We start from the raw sequence: 15,548 nt of genomic DNA on the forward strand, positions 1-15,548 counted from the left end.
AAAAACCTTTATTTGTTATGCAAAAAAATAGAAGATAGGATAGAGAATCACTTTGATGATCTCAATCACACCTCCTATTCAAGTAGTTAGATCACTAACTTAATGACATTGGCCCTGAGGTTGGTTTTTTTCTCCCCTACCATCTCCCAATAACTATTTTGGCTTTATTTCCAGAAGATTTTATGGTAGAATGAAGAGTAATAATATTTATTAAAGAGGTAAAAACATGATTGAAGCAAGCAAATTGAAAGCTGGTATGACATTTGAAACTGCAGACGGAAAATTAATCCGCGTTTTGGAAGCTAGCCACCACAAACCAGGTAAAGGAAACACGATCATGCGTATGAAATTGCGTGATGTCCGTACTGGTTCTACATTTGATACAAGCTACCGTCCAGAAGAAAAATTCGAACAAGCTATTATCGAAACTGTTCCAGCTCAATACTTGTACAAAATGGATGAAACTGCCTACTTCATGAACACTGAAACTTATGACCAATACGAAATCCCAGTCGTAAACGTTGAAAATGAATTGCTTTACATCCTTGAAAACTCAGATGTAAAAATCCAATTCTACGGAACTGAAGTAATCGGTGTAACTGTACCAACTACTGTTGAATTGACAGTTGCTGAAACACAACCATCTATCAAGGGTGCTACTGTTACAGGTTCTGGTAAACCAGCAACTATGGAAACTGGACTTGTTGTCAACGTTCCTGACTTCATCGAAGCTGGACAAAAATTGATCATCAACACTGCAGAAGGAACTTACGTTTCTCGTGCCTAATCTCTAGAAAGAGGTCATTCTATGGGAATTGAAGAACAATTTGGCGAAATCGTTATCGCTCCACGTGTACTTGAAAAAATCATTGCCATCGCAACTGCTAAAGTTGATGGTGTCCATTCATTTTCAAATAAATCCGTATCTGATACCCTATCAAAACTCTCTCTTGGTCGTGGCGTCTACTTAAAAGAAAGCAACGAAGAACTAACTGCTGACATCTACCTCTACCTTGAGTACGGTGTGAAAGTACCAAAAGTGGCTCTTGCTATTCAAAAAGCGGTCAAAGATGCTGTCCATGATATGGCAGATGTGGAACTTGCTGCTGTCAATATCCATGTTACAGGAATTGTTCCAGACAAAACACCAAAACCTGAGTTGAAAGATCTATTTAACGAGGACTTCCTCAATGACTAGTCCATTATTAGAATCTAGACGCGAACTTCGTAAATGCGCTTTTCAAGCTCTCATGAGCCTTGAATTCGGTACAGATATGGAAACGGCTTGTCACTTTGCCTACACACATGACCGTGAAGATGCAGATGTGCAAATCCCTGCCTTTCTTCTGAACTTGGTTTCTGGCGTTCAAGCTCAAAAAGACGAGTTGGATAAACAAATCAACCAGCACCTCAAGTCAGGCTGGACAGTTGAACGCTTGACCTTGGTCGAAAAAAACTTACTACGCTTGGGTATCTTTGAAATTACATCATTTGATACACCTCAGCTGGTAGCAGTCAATGAAGCTATTGAACTTGCCAAGAATTTTTCAGATCAAAAATCAGCCCGCTTTATCAACGGACTGCTTAGTCAATTTGTAACTGAAGAAAATTAAATATAGAAAAAGAGGCTGGGCAAAAAGTCTTTGAAATCAGAAAAACGCATAGTATCAGGTATTGAGAAACCTTGTACTATGCGTTTTATTGTGGGAAGATTTACTTCATTTTCTCCTGAAGTCGAGTTTTTGCCCAACCTCCTTTTCTTTGCCTCCCACTATCTTAAAAACTGGTAATAGACATAATTATAAACAAAAATCCAGATGGGTTTTGCATAAATGAGAAAGTTGAAAAAACTATGGCACAGGATGGTGATTTTTAAGTTCTTTGTCCACCGATATACTAGGGCATAGAAGAGACCGCCTAAACTATAAATAATCAAACTGATAGGATCTCGGTGAGTTAGGATCAAATGACTAAGTCCAAAGATAAGAGCTGATAAGATGACATCCAGATAATACTTGGACTGGGGAAAGAAGGTGTTCATAAAATACCCTCTATAAATCAGTTCCTCCAATATAGGTCCGACGACTACTGTTAAACTAAAACTGAGAACAGTTGATAGAAAAGTTGGTTGCCCATTAGAGTATAGAATCGAAAGAAGGTCTTGAAAGATATACTTGTTATCAATTAGGTGATGAAACTGTAACTGAAAAGCATCTACCAATTGACGATCAAAATAAGTAGCCACTAGACCAACTATAAAGTAAAAGAATCTTGACTTCTTTGAACCCTTTTTCTCAAAAATATAGAGCATCTCTTTCTTTTTGAGCCAGTAGATAAATAATAGCAAAATAGCTGTTACTTCAACTGTTAAAAAGATAAAATAGCCATCTATCCCCCATCCCAAAAACTTAGTTAGATGCACACCCCCTAACTCTGGTAGATAAACCGATAGAAATACCAGTGATGTAAAGACTCCCAAATGCCCTAGTTTTTTCATACTCACTCCTTTAAATTATTAGACTATTAAGGTATAATTCCGTTACCATAACCAGTCATTCGAGTACGTATTGTACTCGGGTCAGTTGCAATGCTATAAGCATAAGGCCAATTCCAATAATAATCATCAACCAACCAAATCATTCTACCACCTGAAGTTTGCTCTAAGTTCTCAGATGAAAGAACTGTAAATGTTTCTGTACCTGTCATTGCAAGTACCTCCTTAAAATAAGTTTTTGTAAGCTTACATCTACAGTATACATCTTTTTTATCTATTTTATAGTCCATCTCCTCAACTGTCAATTTTTCGGACTGAACTGTATTTTTCTATAAAAAATGAGACCTTTCTAGTCTCATTTAGTCATTTTTAGTATTTTCTAAATCGTTGATAGCGTTCTTCCAGCAACTCTTCTAGCGGTTTTTGTGAAAGTCTAGCCAGCTCAGCTTGGAGTTCTTTTTTGACACTCTTAATCAGTTCTTTACTAGAAAGTCCTGCTTCAGAAATCACCTTATCCACCACGTCCATTTCTAACAGTTCATGCGAAGTGATTTTCATCAGTTCTGCTGCCTCCATGGCACGACTGCCATCTTTCCATAGAATAGAAGCAAATCCTTCTGGACTGAGAATGGCATAGATAGAATTTTCCAGCATCCAGACACGGTCTGCGACTGCTAGTGCCAGAGCCCCACCTGAACCACCTTCACCGATAATAATGGCGATAATAGGAACTTTCAGGTCACTCATTTCCATGAGATTGCGGGCGATAGCTTCCCCTTGACCACGTTCTTCCGCTCCCACACCAGGATAGGCACCTGCAGTATTGATAAAGGTCACAACTGGACGACCAAACTTTTCAGCCTGTTTCATCAAACGTAGGGCCTTGCGGTAGCCTTCTGGATGCGGTTGCCCAAAATTCCGTTTAAGGTTATCTTGCAAACTCTTGCCTTTTTGGATACCAACCACTGTTACAGCTTGATCTCCAAGCCAGCCAATACCACCAACAACTGCTCCATCATCACGAAAAGAACGGTCGCCGTGCAATTGGATAAATTCATCAAAAATGCCTGTCGCAAAGTCCAAGGTTGTCAAACGACTCTGCTCACGCGCTTCTCTGACTATTTTTGCAATATTCATCTAGGACTCCCTCCGTGCAATCTGACTAGGCTAGCAATCGTATCTGGTAAGTCTCTTCTTTTGACAATAGCATCCACAAAGCCATGTTCCAATAGGAATTCTGCCTTTTGAAAATCCTCAGGCAAGCTTTCACGAACCGTATTTTCAATGACACGACGCCCAGCAAAACCGACCAAACTCTGTGGTTCAGCAAGAATAATATCGCCTTCCATAGCGAAGGAAGCTGTTACACCACCTGTCGTTGGATCTGTCAAAATGGTCAGGTAAAAGAGGCCTGCATTTGAATGGCGTTTAACCGCTGCAGAAATCTTGGCCATCTGCATGAGACTCATGATTCCTTCCTGCATACGGGCTCCACCAGAGGCTGTGAGTAGGACAACTGGCAATTTTTCGACAGTCGCATACTCAAATAAGCGAGTAATTTTTTCACCTACAACCGTACCCATAGAAGCCATGATAAAGTTGGAATCCATAATCCCAAGAGCCACAGTCTGACCTTTTATAAGAGCAGTTCCTGTCACAACGGCTTCATCCAGACCTGTTTTTTCACGCATAGTTGCTAGTTTTTTCTGATAACCAGGGAAATGCAAGGGATCCTTGCTTTCAATCCCTGTAAACAATTCCTTGAAGGTTCCCATATCAATCGTCAAAGCCAAGCGTTCTTGGGCAGAAATACGAAAGGTATAGCTACAGTGCGGACAGATACGCTCACTTCCCAGATCCTTCTGATAAATGATATGCTTACAACCTGGACACTTAGAAAATAATTCATCTGGAACCTCTGGCTTTGCTTGAGGTTTTTCCCTAACCGAACGATTAGGATTGATTCGAATATACTTATCTTTTTTACTAAATAGAGCCATTGATTCCCCTTTTCGGTTTAAACTCTTAAAGTCATTTTATTCTTTTTCTTGATATTTAGGTAAGAAGGTTTCCATCAAGAAGGAAGTATCATAATCTCCAGCAATGACATTGCGATCTGAAATGAGGTCAAGCTGGAAATCAGCATTGGTCTGCACCCCCTCTATCTCTAGTTCATAGAGGGCACGTTGCATTTTCATCAAGGCATCAAAACGATTTTCGCCGTGAACGATGACTTTGGCAATCATACTATCATAATAAGGCGGAATAGTATAACCTGGATAAACCGCTGAATCCACGCGCAAGCCAACTCCCCCACTTGGAAGATAGAGATTGGTAATCTTACCTGGACTTGGAGCAAAGTTAAAAGCTGGATTTTCTGCATTGATACGACACTCGATGGCATGGCCACGTAGGACAATATCTTCTTGCTTCACAGACAGAGGCTGACCTGCCGCAATGCGAATCTGTTCCTTAACGATATCAACACCTGAAACAAACTCTGTTACAGGATGTTCCACCTGAACACGTGTATTCATTTCCATGAAATAGAATTTACCACTGGCTTCATCAAGAAGAAACTCAATGGTTCCTGCGTTCTCATAGCCAACAGACTCTGCAGCACGAACAGCAGCAGAACCAATTTCATGACGTAACGTTTTTCCGATTGCAATCGAAGGGCTTTCTTCCAAAACCTTTTGGTTATTCCGTTGAAGAGAACAATCCCGTTCCCCTAAATGGATTACATTCCCGTGTTCATCTCCTAGGATTTGAACCTCGATATGACGAGCTGGATAGATAACCCGTTCTATGTACATGGCACCATTGCCATAATTGGCCTTAGCTTCACTAGAGGCTGTTTCAAAAGCGGAAACTAGGTCTTCTGGTTTTTCAACCTTACGAATCCCTTTACCACCACCACCTGCTGAAGCCTTGAGCATAACAGGATAGCCAATTTTTTCAGCAACAATCAAGGCTTCCTCAGAGTTATGCACTTCTCCATCTGAACCTGGAATGACAGGTACACCTGCTTTGATCATCTGAACACGCGCATTGATCTTGTCTCCCATCATATCCATTACATGACCAGATGGACCGATAAACTTGATGCCAACCTCTTCACACATAGTTGCAAATTTGGAGTTTTCACTGAGAAATCCAAAACCAGGGTGAATAGCTTCTGCTTCAGTCAAAACTGCAGCTGATAGAACCGCATTAATATTGAGATAAGACTCAGTTGCCTTACCAGGGCCGATACAAACCGCTTCATCTGCCAAAAGCGTATGAAGGGCTTCCTTATCAGCAGTTGAATAAACCGCCACCGTCGAAATCCCCAATTCACGCGCCGCACGGATAATACGAACCGCAATTTCACCACGATTGGCAATTAAAATTTTTCGAAACATGGAGAACCTCCTTAGCTCCCAATTGCAAAGGTAAGAGTACCACTGGCTGCAAGCTTGCCATCCACTTCAGCCTTGGCTTCAACCACGGCAATAGTGCCACGACGTTTTACAAAAGTCGCCGTCATAATCAATTGATCTCCAGGTACAACTTGCTTCTTGAATTTGACCTTATCCATACCAGCGTAGAAGACCAGTTTCCCCTTATTTTCAGGTTTTGATAACTCCAAGACACCAGCTGTTTGCGCCAAGGCTTCCATAATCAGAACACCTGGCATAACTGGATATTGAGGGAAATGGCCGTTAAAGAAGGGTTCGTTGATGGTCACATTTTTGATGGCAACAATAGTGTCCTCGCTCACTTCCAACACACGGTCCACTAGGAGCATAGGATAACGGTGGGGAAGAGCTTCTTTGATTCCTTGAATATCGATCATTTGATGCGTACCAATCCTTTACCAAATTCAACCATTTCTTCGTTAGAAACGAGAATTTCCGTTACCACACCATCCTTAGGAGCTGGGATTTCATTCATGACTTTCATGGCTTCGATGATTACCAGTGTTTGACCTTTTTTGACACTATCACCAACTGTGACGAAGGCAGGTTTATCAGGACCAGCAGCCAAGTAGGCTACTCCAACAAGTGGGCTCTCTACAACATCTCCCTCAGCAACTACGCTTGCTTCAGCTAAAGCTGGAACTTCTTCTGCTACAGTCTCTGCTGGAGCAGATGTAGGAGCTACTGGACTTGGTGTTGCTAGAACAGGTGCTGGAGCGACTTGAGGTGCAGCTTCAGATACCAGTCTAGCTTCATTCTTGCTAAACTGCAACTCATCCGTCCCGTTCTTATAAGAAAATTCTCTCAAACTTGACTGGTCAAATTGGGCCATCAAGTCTTTAATATCGTTTAAATTCATACTTATTTATTCTCCCAACGTTTGAAAGCAAGAACTGCATTGTGGCCACCAAAACCAAAGGTATTTGAAATAGCGTATGGAATTTCTTGCTCCAAGCCTTGTCCATAAACGACATTGGCTTCGATATAATCTGATACTTCACTTGTTCCAGCTGTCATTGGTACAAAGTTATGACGCATGGCTTCGATGGTGACGATAGCTTCTACTGCACCTGCAGCCCCCAGCAAATGTCCTGTGAATGATTTGGTTGATGACACAGGTACTTCCTTACCAAGAACAGCCACGATAGCACCGCTTTCACCTTTTTCGTTAGCAGGAGTTGACGTTCCGTGAGCATTGACATAGGCTACTTGCTCTGGAGAAATTTCAGCTTCTTCCAAGGCTAGTTTGATGGCCTTGATAGCACCCTGACCTTCTGGATGTGGTGAAGTCATATGGTAGGCATCACAAGTATTACCATAACCAACAACTTCAGCAAGGATCGTTGCCCCACGTTTTTCAGCATGTTCAAGACTTTCAAGAACCAACATCCCTGAACCTTCACCCATGACAAACCCATTGCGATCCTTATCAAATGGGATAGAAGCACGACTTGGATCCTCTGTAGTAGAAAGAGCTGTCAAAGCTTGGAAACCAGCAATAGCAAAAGGTGTAATAGAGGCTTCTGAACCACCTACCAACATAACATCTTGGAAGCCAAACTTAATTGAGCGGAAGGCATCCCCAATCGCATCATTTGATGAAGCACAGGCAGTATTGATGGATTTACAAACACCGTTCGCTCCAAAACGCATAGCAACATTTCCTGAAGCCATATTTGGCAAGGCTTTTGGAAGGGTCAATGGCTTCACACGTTTTGGTCCTTTTTCGTTGAGACGAAGCACTTGATCTTCAATTTCCTTGATTCCACCAATACCAGAAGCCACGATAACACCAAAACGATCTTTATCAAGAGCCTCTACATCTAAATTGGCATGATTAACAGCTTCTTGGGCCGCATACAAGGCATATAAAGAATAGTTATCAAAACGATTGGTATCTTTCTTTACAAAGTATTTATCAAAAGGAAAATCTTGGATTTCTGCCGCATTATGCACATCAAAGTCACTATGATCAAATTTTGTAATTGAACCAATTCCGATTTTTCCAGTTGTCAAACTATTCCAAAATTCTTCTGGTGTATTTCCGATTGGAGATGTTACTCCATAACCTGTTACTACTACGCGATTTAGTTTCATCTTTTTTACCTCTAGCTTCTGCTACATACTTAAGCCACCATCAATGGCAACCACTTGACCAGTTAGATAATCTTGGCCTGCTAAAAATACTGTTAAATCTGCAACCTGCTCTGCCTGCCCAAATGCTTTCATAGGAATTTGCGCCAGCATAGCATCTTTCACCTTGTCTGATAGAACAGCTGTCATATCGGATTCAATCATTCCTGGTGCAATAGCATTAACCCTGATATTGCGATTGGCCACTTCACGCGCCACAGACTTGGTAAAACCAATCAAACCAGCCTTAGAAGCAGCATAGTTAGCTTGACCGATATTTCCCATCAAACCAACAACACTAGACATATTAATGATAGCACCTTCTCTAGCTTTTATCATCGGTTTCAAGACTGATTGTGTCATGTTAAAAGCCCCAGTCAGGTTAACCTTGAGAACTTTTTCAAAATCCGCTTCTGTCATCTTGAGCATAAGGGTATCTTGGGTAATTCCTGCATTGTTGACCAAAACATCTACTGAACCCAACTCTACAATAGCTTGATCAACCATACGCTTAGCGTCTGCAAAATCTGATACATCTCCTGAAATGGGAACTACCTTGACACCATAGTTTGAAAACTCAGTTAACAAATCCTCTGAGATTGTCCCACGACTGTTTAAGACAATGTTGGCTCCTGCTTGAGCAAACTTGTGGGCGATGGCAAGACCAATTCCACGACTCGAACCTGTAATAAAGATATTTTTATTTTCTAGTTGCATTCTTTTCTCCTGTTTCCTCTTGTATTTATGGGAGAAGGGATTATTTATTTTCTAGCAAGGCTTCCAAGCTCGCCTTATCTTCGACATTGGCTAGTTTAGCTGTTTTATCAATTTTTTTGACAAAGCCTGACAAGACTTTCCCCGGTCCAATCTCGATAAAGTTGGTTATGCCTGCTTCTTGCATAACCGCAATACTTTCATAGAAACGAACTGGCTCCTTGACCTGACGCGTCAAGAGTTGAGCAATGTCTTCTTTTTGCATAATTGCAGCTTCTGTATTGCCGACTAGGGGACAAGTAAAATCTGAAAAACTTACTTGAACTAGAGTTTCAGCTAGTTTCTGGCTAGCAGGCTCAAGGAGAGCGGTATGAAAAGGTCCTGAAACCTTGAGAGGAATCAAGCGTTTGGCACCTGCTTCTTGCAAGAGTTCAACAGCTCGATCAACTGCAGCCACTTCTCCACCAATCACAATTTGTGCAGGTGTATTATAGTTGGCTGGGGTAACCACTCCAAGTTCAGAGGCTTTTTGACAAGCTTCTTCAATGACCTCTACTGGTGTATTAAGAACTGCCACCATCTTACCAGAGCCAGCAGGGGCCGCTTCTTCCATATAGGCTCCACGCTTAGCAATCAAGGCAATCGCATCTTCAAAATCCAAGGCGCCACTGGCCACCAAGGCAGAGTATTCTCCAAGAGACAAACCAGCAACCATATCAGGCTGATAGCCCTTTTCTTGCAATAAACGGTAAATAGCAACTGAAGTTGCTAAAATAGCTGGTTGCGTATAGCGGGTCTGATTGAGTTTTGCTTCTTCCCTATCGATGAGATGACGCAAATCATAACCGAGCACCTGACTCGCTTGATCAATCGTTTCTTTAACAATAGGGTAGTGATCATATAAATCACGGCCCATACCTAGATACTGGGCACCTTGGCCAGCAAATAAAAAGGCTGTTTTAGTCATTTCTTACAACTCCTGCCCAACGAGAGGCTTCTTCTTGAATTTTCTTAGCTGCTCCGTAATACAAATCTTTTAGAATTTCTTCAACTGTTTCTTCTTTAGAAACAAGTCCTGCAATTTGACCTGCCATAACAGATCCACCATCCACATCTCCGTGAACAACCGCTTTGGCTAGCGCACCCGCTCCCATTTGTTCAAAGATTTCCAAATCAGGATTTTCTTGTTTAAAGGCATCTTTTTCAGCTTTTTCAAAATCACGAGTCAACTGATTTTTAATTGCACGAACAGCATGGCCAAAGTGTTGAGCTGAAATCGTAGTATCAATATCTCTAGCTTTTAAGATCTTGGCCTTATAATTTGGATGGGCATTAGACTCTTTTGCAACGACGAAACGAGTTCCAACCTGAACAGCCTCTGCACCTAGCATAAAGCCAGCCGCAGCACCTTCACCATCAGCAATCCCTCCTGCAGCAATAACAGGAATAGATACAGCAGCAGCTACCTGGCGCACCAAGGTCATGGTTGTTAATTTCCCAATATGTCCCCCAGCTTCCATTCCTTCTGCAATGACGGCGTCCGCCCCAATTTTTTCCATGCGTTTGGCTAGGGCAACACTTGGTACAACTGGAATAACCGTAATCCCTGCTTCATGGAAGCGTTCCATGTATTTACCTGGATTTCCTGCGCCTGTTGTCACTACTTTAACACCTTCCTCGATAACGAGGTCTACAATATCTTCCACAAAGGGAGACAAGAGCATGATGTTGACACCAAAGGGTTTATCAGTCAATGATTTGATTTTATCAATACTTGCCTTGACAACTTCTTTAGGGGCATTCCCCCCACCGATAATGCCTAGTCCTCCAGCCTTGGAAACAGCCCCTGCCAAATCACCATCAGCGACCCAGGCCATTCCTCCTTGGAAAATAGGATAATCAATGTTCAATAATTCTGTAATACGCGTTTTCATAGTGCCTCCATCGTTTCTTGCTTACGTAATAGTTCGATACCGTCATAATTTGACAATCAAACTATTGCCTAAACAAGAGGGAGCGGGTTTCCCTACTCCTTCTATCTTCTATTCTGCTTATTTTGTTTGCTCTTCAACGTAGGCAACCAAGTCACCAACTGTTTTCAAATCATCTTCTGCTTCGATTTGGATATCAAAAGCATCTTCAATTTCTGAGATTACTTGGAACAAGTCCAATGAATCTGCGTCCAAATCATCAAAAGTTGATTCAAGTGTTACTTCTGATGCGTCTTTTCCAAGTTCTTCAACGATAATTTCTTGTACTTTTTCAAATACTGCCATGATAGGACTCCTTTAAAATAAATAGTTTTTTTATAACAATGTGTTCACCACATGATTACCTAAATTGTAAGAATGAGTGTGCCCCAGGTCAAGCCTCCACCGAAGCCTGATAGCAGAACAGTTTGGCTACCATCTAAATGGATGAGGCCTTGTTCTACACACTCTGAAAGTAAAATCGGGATACTGGCTGCACTGGTATTGCCATATTCCATCATATTGGCTGGAAGTTTGGCTCGGTCGACACCGATTTTTCTAGCCATCTTATCCAAAATACGGTCATTAGCCTGATGAAGTAGCAGATAATCCAAGTCTGTCGCCTCTATAGGAGATTCATCAATAGTCTGTTTGATAGACTTGGCTACATCTCGAATAGCAAAATCAAAGACTGCGCGTCCATCCATCTTCAAAAATGAATCTGTACTTTCTTGCTCTGAAAATGGAGAATGCAAGCCTGAATGTCCATACGTCAGACATTCACTACGACTTCCATCGCTATTGAGGCTCTCAGCCAAGAAATGCTCTTGCTCGCTAGCTTCTAGCAAGACACCACCAGCACCATCTCCGAACAAGACAGCTGTTGAGCGGTCAGACCAGTCCAAAGATTTTGACATAGTTTCACTAGCGATAACTAAACCCTTGCGATATGTTCCTGAAGAAATGAACTTTTCTGCAGTTGATAGAGCAAATACAAATCCACTGCAAGCAGCTGTTAGGTCAAAAGCAAAAGCTTTTTTTGCACCAATATTAGCTTGGACACGAGCAGCTGTAGAGGGCATCATCGAATCTGGAGTAATGGTAGCTAGGATGATAAAATCCAACTCCTCCCCTGTGATTCCAGCTTTTGCCATCAGTTTCTTAGCAACCTCTGTAGCCAAATCACTAGTAGATTCAGTTCTTGAAATATGCCTTTGTCGTATTCCCGTCCGACTTGAAATCCACTCATCATTGGTATCCATAATCTGAGCCAAATCATGATTTGTAACCACTTGCTCTGGCACATAATGAGCAACCTGGCTTATTTTTGCAAAAGCCATTATCTCAAATCCTCCAAAAATTGATAAAGATTAGTCAAACCTTTGCTCATAACCTCAATTTCTTGCTTACTCATACCATCAATGATTTTTTCAACCATGGCCTTGTGGAAGCGTTTATGTAGCCTATGAACCAAGCGACCTTTCTTTGTCAAATGCAGATGCACCACACGTCGATCATGTTCTGAACGAATGCGTTCAATGTAACCCTTGCGTTCGAGATTATTCAAACTAGTCGTCACTGTCCCAAGAGTCACCATCAACTCTTTTGACACTTGACTTGGTGTCACATCTGGAACTTTTCCAATCACATCAATCGTATGCATTTCTTTGATGGAGATATCCTTGAAACGACTACCCCTCAAGCTAACTTCCTCGATAACGAGGACATTGTTAAATATAGATGTTAAATATTCATTAATACGTTGGTAGTCCAATCTTTCCTTCCCTCCTTTTCAAAAAAACTTTTAGAATCAAAACATTTGACAAGAGAATTATATCAAACTTCAAAGAACGGTGCAAGTATTTTTTTATTTTCCTATAAATTTAGGTCTTCTTCTCTCCGAATGAGCCCGAACACCTTCTTTGAAATCCTCTGTTTGAGCTAGTGATTCCTGTAGGTTCAGTTCTAAAGCGGCATAATCTTGCCAATCTTTAAATTGGCTCTCCCAAACCAACTTCTTAATGGCAGCATAAGAATTAGCTGAGCCACGTCTTAATTTTTTAAGAAGCTGTTCTCTGGTTTTTTCTAGTTTGTCAGCTTCACAGACACGATAAACAAGACCCCACTCCAGAGCTTTATCTGCAGTTAAAGCCTCTCCTGTCATAGCTAGTTGAGCAGCTCGCGTCACACCAATACTTCGGCTCAAGAGATGAATTCCTCCTGCATCTGGAGCCAAGCCAACTCCGACAAAGGCCTGGATAAACTTAGCCTTATCAGTCGCTAGACAGAAATCTGCGGCAACAGCCACATTAGCTGCAGCACCTGCAACAGCCACATCTACCTCCATTAAAATAGGTTTGGCTATTTGTTTGATTTTATAAGAAATAGTATTGACCAATTCTGCGATTTTCGTCAATGATGGAATATCATCCTCATCGACTGCTCGCTTCATCTCTACCAAATCTCCCCCAACTGAGAAAACTTTTCCATTAGCATTAATCAAGATAAAATGCACAGCAGGATCCTTCTCTGCCAAAGTCAGTGCTTCTAAAATCTCCTCACACATGGGGATGTGAAAGCCATTTGCAACCTCAGGACGGTTCAAGGTAAGAATTGCCAAGTCCTCATCAAGCTGATAAATAATGTGTTCCATCAGGGCTCCTTTTTATTTTATAAGCAGTTTATACTCTTCGAAAATCAAATTCAAACCACGTCAGCTTCGCCTTGCCGTACTCAAGTACTGTCTACGGCTAGCTTCCTAGTTTGCTCTTTGATTTTCATTGAGTATTAAATTATTTTATTTTCAAAGTATATCTTTTTTAAAACTTGAAAGCAAGAAAAAATCGACTGAAAGTGTCTCGGCCGATTAAGAAGACTCGCTTTATCCTAGAAAGCATCTTATTTTCTTCATTGAAAAAAGGCCTTCTTTCTGCTATAATCGTATAAAATACTTACTTTAGGAGTTCTTATGAAAGTTGTTAAATTTGGAGGTAGCTCTCTTGCCTCTGCTAGTCAATTAGAAAAAGTTTTAAACATCGTCAAAAGCGATTCAGAGCGTCGTTTTGTAGTTGTTTCTGCGCCTGGTAAACGCAATGCTGAAGATACTAAGGTTACGGATGCCTTAATTAAATACTACCGCGACTATGTTGCTGGTAACGATATTAGCAAGAGTCAAAACTGGATTATAGACCGCTATGCTGCCATGGTTAGTGAATTGGGACTGAAACCAGCTGTTCTAGAGAAAATTTCAAAAAGCATTCGTGCCTTGGCCACTCTTCCTATCGAAGAAAACGAATTTCTCTACGATACTTTCCTAGCAGCGGGTGAAAACAACAATGCCAAATTGATTGCTGCCTACTTTAATCAAAATGGGATTGATGCACGCTATGTGCATCCTAGAGAAGCTGGTATTGTGGTCACAAGTGAGCCTGGTCACGCTCGCATCATTCCATCAAGTTATGACAAGATTGAAGAATTAACAAACACAAATGAAGTCCTTGTCATTCCTGGTTTCTTTGGGGTTACCAAGGAAAATCAAATCTGTACCTTCTCACGTGGAGGATCAGACATTACAGGTTCTATCATTGCTGCCGGTGTTAAGGCAGACCTCTATGAAAACTTTACAGACGTTGATGGTATCTTTGCGGCTCACCCTGGTATTATCCACCAACCACACTCAATCCCTGAGTTGACCTACCGTGAAATGCGCGAGTTGGCCTATGCAGGTTTCTCAGTTCTTCATGACGAAGCCCTTCTTCCTGCCTACCGTGGAAAAATCCCTCTCGTTATCAAGAATACCAACAATCCTGACCATCCAGGTACTCGTATCGTTCTAAAACATAGTAGTGATGAATTTCCAGTTGTGGGAATTGCTGGTGACTCAGGCTTTGTCAGCATCAACATGTCGAAATACCTCATGAACCGTGAGGTTGGATTTGGACGCAAGGTTCTTCAAATCCTTGAAGATCTTAACATCGGTTGGGAACATATGCCAACAGGTATCGACGATCTTTCAATCATCCTCCGTTCTCGCGAACTAACTCCTATCAAGGAAGAAGAAATCCTTCGTCAGTTGGTTCAAAAGGCTGAAGTAGACCATGCAGAAATCGAACACGACCTTTCTATCATTATGATTGTTGGAGAAAAGATGAAGAGCCATATCGGAGTAACTGCTACTGCAACACGTGCTCTATCTGAAAATAAGATCAACATCCAGATGATGTCTCAAGGTTCTAGTGAAGTATCTATTATGTTTGTTGTCCATAAGGACCAAGAGAAAGCAGCTATTAAAGCCCTTTACAATGCCTTTTTCGGTGAAAGTAAGGAAGACTAAGCATGGCTCAATCACTTAACAAAACAGTGCTTCTCAATACAACAGGCACCTCCTACCTCTCTATAGCTGGAAAAGTTGGGAAATTTCTTGTCGGAGATCAAGCTCTGGAATTTTACCCAGATGTCAATGTTGAACAATTTATCCAGATTCCTTGGAGCCATATCAACCAAATTGGAGCTAATGTTACTGGTCGCAAAATCAGTCGCCACTTCGAAGTCTTTACAGACAGAGGAAAATTCCTCTTTGCCTCAAAAGACTCAGGTGCCATTCTTAAAATTGCTCGCGAAAAACTGGGCAATGACAAGGTCGTCAAGCTTCCTACCCTGATTCAGACAATTAGCCAAAAATTTAAAAATCTATTTGCAAAAAAGTAGAAACTTTAGTATAATCATAGCAACGGATAAGTAGGTTATCTTCTTCTTTCAGAAAGTCTGCGGATGCTG

At 41.4% G+C, this 15,548-nt stretch carries 20 protein-coding genes; 5 read left to right on the forward strand and 15 right to left on the reverse strand.

Features of this window, described 5'->3' with window-relative positions:
• Positions 1-226 precede the first annotated feature (226 nt).
• From efp to nusB, 3 genes are read left to right on the forward strand one after another with little or no spacing between them, the layout of a single operon-like run.
• Entirely contained in the window at positions 227-787 is a 561-nt protein-coding gene (efp, locus tag K4Z77_RS07625) for an elongation factor P (protein ID WP_000568643.1), read from the forward strand.
• Between the two features lie 21 nt (positions 788-808).
• A complete protein-coding gene (locus K4Z77_RS07630) occupies positions 809-1,198 on the forward strand; it encodes an Asp23/Gls24 family envelope stress response protein (RefSeq protein ID WP_224218945.1) in 390 nt (129 codons plus the stop codon).
• Positions 1,191-1,613 (forward strand): transcription antitermination factor NusB, encoded by a 423-nt coding sequence (gene nusB, locus K4Z77_RS07635; RefSeq protein WP_224218946.1) that lies wholly within the window; start codon positions 1,191-1,193, stop codon positions 1,611-1,613. Before K4Z77_RS07630 ends, nusB begins: the two co-directional genes overlap by 8 nt.
• A 158-nt stretch (positions 1,614-1,771) precedes the next feature.
• On the opposite strand, the gene K4Z77_RS07640 is transcribed toward nusB, so the two are convergent.
• The 15 genes from K4Z77_RS07640 to K4Z77_RS07710 form a co-directional block, all read right to left on the reverse strand.
• The gene (locus tag K4Z77_RS07640) at positions 1,772-2,497 is read right to left on the reverse strand and encodes a CPBP family intramembrane glutamic endopeptidase (RefSeq protein WP_224218947.1); all 726 of its coding nucleotides are present in this window, start codon (positions 2,495-2,497) and stop codon (positions 1,772-1,774) included.
• Between the two features lie 26 nt (positions 2,498-2,523).
• Positions 2,524-2,706, reverse strand: coding sequence for a hypothetical protein (locus K4Z77_RS07645; RefSeq protein ID WP_224218948.1), 183 nt, complete (start codon positions 2,704-2,706; stop codon positions 2,524-2,526).
• Positions 2,707-2,863: 157 nt separating this feature from the next.
• Positions 2,864-3,631: an acetyl-CoA carboxylase carboxyl transferase subunit alpha gene (locus K4Z77_RS07650; RefSeq protein ID WP_201058403.1), complete on the reverse strand. Its 768-nt coding sequence runs from the start codon at positions 3,629-3,631 to the stop codon at positions 2,864-2,866.
• Positions 3,628-4,494 carry an acetyl-CoA carboxylase, carboxyltransferase subunit beta gene (accD, locus tag K4Z77_RS07655; RefSeq protein ID WP_224218949.1) on the reverse strand — a complete coding sequence of 289 codons (867 nt, stop codon included), beginning with the start codon at positions 4,492-4,494 and terminating at the stop codon, positions 3,628-3,630. Before accD ends, K4Z77_RS07650 begins: the two co-directional genes overlap by 4 nt.
• Before the next feature lie 36 nt (positions 4,495-4,530).
• Positions 4,531-5,898, reverse strand: a complete 1,368-nt coding sequence (gene accC / locus K4Z77_RS07660) for an acetyl-CoA carboxylase biotin carboxylase subunit (RefSeq protein ID WP_224218950.1) — start codon at positions 5,896-5,898, stop codon at positions 4,531-4,533.
• A gap of 11 nt (positions 5,899-5,909) precedes the next feature.
• On the reverse strand, positions 5,910-6,332 hold the full coding sequence (gene fabZ / locus K4Z77_RS07665) for a 3-hydroxyacyl-ACP dehydratase FabZ (protein ID WP_224218951.1): 423 nt from the start codon (positions 6,330-6,332) through the stop codon (positions 5,910-5,912).
• Positions 6,329-6,814: an acetyl-CoA carboxylase biotin carboxyl carrier protein gene (accB, locus tag K4Z77_RS07670; RefSeq protein WP_049532126.1), complete on the reverse strand. Its 486-nt coding sequence runs from the start codon at positions 6,812-6,814 to the stop codon at positions 6,329-6,331. Before accB ends, fabZ begins: the two co-directional genes overlap by 4 nt.
• Positions 6,815-6,816: 2 nt before the next feature.
• Positions 6,817-8,052: a beta-ketoacyl-ACP synthase II gene (gene fabF / locus K4Z77_RS07675; protein ID WP_224218952.1), complete on the reverse strand. Its 1,236-nt coding sequence runs from the start codon at positions 8,050-8,052 to the stop codon at positions 6,817-6,819.
• A gap of 21 nt (positions 8,053-8,073) precedes the next feature.
• Positions 8,074-8,805: a 3-oxoacyl-[acyl-carrier-protein] reductase gene (gene fabG / locus K4Z77_RS07680; RefSeq protein ID WP_224218953.1), complete on the reverse strand. Its 732-nt coding sequence runs from the start codon at positions 8,803-8,805 to the stop codon at positions 8,074-8,076.
• A 40-nt stretch (positions 8,806-8,845) separates the two neighbouring features.
• Entirely contained in the window at positions 8,846-9,769 is a 924-nt protein-coding gene (gene fabD / locus K4Z77_RS07685; protein WP_224218954.1) for an ACP S-malonyltransferase, read from the reverse strand.
• Positions 9,762-10,736, reverse strand: coding sequence for an enoyl-[acyl-carrier-protein] reductase FabK (fabK, locus tag K4Z77_RS07690; RefSeq protein ID WP_224218955.1), 975 nt, complete (start codon positions 10,734-10,736; stop codon positions 9,762-9,764). Before fabK ends, fabD begins: the two co-directional genes overlap by 8 nt.
• A 117-nt stretch (positions 10,737-10,853) precedes the next feature.
• On the reverse strand, positions 10,854-11,078 hold the full coding sequence (locus tag K4Z77_RS07695) for an acyl carrier protein (RefSeq protein WP_000257838.1): 225 nt from the start codon (positions 11,076-11,078) through the stop codon (positions 10,854-10,856).
• A gap of 59 nt (positions 11,079-11,137) precedes the next feature.
• Positions 11,138-12,112: a beta-ketoacyl-ACP synthase III gene (locus K4Z77_RS07700; RefSeq protein ID WP_224218956.1), complete on the reverse strand. Its 975-nt coding sequence runs from the start codon at positions 12,110-12,112 to the stop codon at positions 11,138-11,140.
• Positions 12,112-12,546 (reverse strand): fatty acid biosynthesis transcriptional regulator FabT, encoded by a 435-nt coding sequence (gene fabT, locus K4Z77_RS07705; protein ID WP_000386355.1) that lies wholly within the window; start codon positions 12,544-12,546, stop codon positions 12,112-12,114. Before fabT ends, K4Z77_RS07700 begins: the two co-directional genes overlap by 1 nt.
• A 93-nt stretch (positions 12,547-12,639) precedes the next feature.
• Entirely contained in the window at positions 12,640-13,425 is a 786-nt protein-coding gene (locus K4Z77_RS07710) for an enoyl-CoA hydratase (protein WP_224218957.1), read from the reverse strand.
• Between the two features lie 315 nt (positions 13,426-13,740).
• On the opposite strand from K4Z77_RS07710, the gene K4Z77_RS07715 reads away from it, so the two are divergent.
• Complete coding sequence (locus K4Z77_RS07715; RefSeq protein WP_000869665.1) at positions 13,741-15,105, forward strand: aspartate kinase; 1,365 nt, start codon at positions 13,741-13,743, stop codon at positions 15,103-15,105.
• 2 nt (positions 15,106-15,107) lie between these two features.
• Entirely contained in the window at positions 15,108-15,479 is a 372-nt protein-coding gene (locus tag K4Z77_RS07720) for a DUF956 family protein (protein ID WP_000079350.1), read from the forward strand.
• Positions 15,480-15,548 lie beyond the last annotated feature (69 nt).

The sequence above is a fragment of the Streptococcus mitis subsp. hohhotensis genome (genome assembly GCF_020089495.2).
GTDB lineage: Bacteria > Bacillota > Bacilli > Lactobacillales > Streptococcaceae > Streptococcus > Streptococcus hohhotensis.

Coding starts and splice junctions, on each gene's coding strand:
- K4Z77_RS07700 (WP_224218956.1), bottom strand. CDS start 12,112: ATGGCTTTTGCAAAAATAAGCCAGGTTGCTCATTATGTGCCAGAGCAA.
- K4Z77_RS07720 (WP_000079350.1), top strand. CDS start 15,108: ATGGCTCAATCACTTAACAAAACAGTGCTTCTCAATACAACAGGCACC.
- K4Z77_RS07645 (WP_224218948.1), bottom strand. CDS start 2,706: ATGACAGGTACAGAAACATTTACAGTTCTTTCATCTGAGAACTTAGAG.
- accB (WP_049532126.1), bottom strand. CDS start 6,814: ATGAATTTAAACGATATTAAAGACTTGATGGCCCAATTTGACCAGTCA.
- accD (WP_224218949.1), bottom strand. CDS start 4,494: ATGGCTCTATTTAGTAAAAAAGATAAGTATATTCGAATCAATCCTAAT.
- fabD (WP_224218954.1), bottom strand. CDS start 9,769: ATGACTAAAACAGCCTTTTTATTTGCTGGCCAAGGTGCCCAGTATCTA.
- fabK (WP_224218955.1), bottom strand. CDS start 10,736: ATGAAAACGCGTATTACAGAATTATTGAACATTGATTATCCTATTTTC.
- nusB (WP_224218946.1), top strand. CDS start 1,191: ATGACTAGTCCATTATTAGAATCTAGACGCGAACTTCGTAAATGCGCT.
- K4Z77_RS07630 (WP_224218945.1), top strand. CDS start 809: ATGGGAATTGAAGAACAATTTGGCGAAATCGTTATCGCTCCACGTGTA.
- efp (WP_000568643.1), top strand. CDS start 227: ATGATTGAAGCAAGCAAATTGAAAGCTGGTATGACATTTGAAACTGCA.
- K4Z77_RS07715 (WP_000869665.1), top strand. CDS start 13,741: ATGAAAGTTGTTAAATTTGGAGGTAGCTCTCTTGCCTCTGCTAGTCAA.
- K4Z77_RS07640 (WP_224218947.1), bottom strand. CDS start 2,497: ATGAAAAAACTAGGGCATTTGGGAGTCTTTACATCACTGGTATTTCTA.
- K4Z77_RS07650 (WP_201058403.1), bottom strand. CDS start 3,631: ATGAATATTGCAAAAATAGTCAGAGAAGCGCGTGAGCAGAGTCGTTTG.
- fabG (WP_224218953.1), bottom strand. CDS start 8,805: ATGCAACTAGAAAATAAAAATATCTTTATTACAGGTTCGAGTCGTGGA.
- accC (WP_224218950.1), bottom strand. CDS start 5,898: ATGTTTCGAAAAATTTTAATTGCCAATCGTGGTGAAATTGCGGTTCGT.
- K4Z77_RS07710 (WP_224218957.1), bottom strand. CDS start 13,425: ATGGAACACATTATTTATCAGCTTGATGAGGACTTGGCAATTCTTACC.
- fabZ (WP_224218951.1), bottom strand. CDS start 6,332: ATGATCGATATTCAAGGAATCAAAGAAGCTCTTCCCCACCGTTATCCT.
- fabF (WP_224218952.1), bottom strand. CDS start 8,052: ATGAAACTAAATCGCGTAGTAGTAACAGGTTATGGAGTAACATCTCCA.
- K4Z77_RS07695 (WP_000257838.1), bottom strand. CDS start 11,078: ATGGCAGTATTTGAAAAAGTACAAGAAATTATCGTTGAAGAACTTGGA.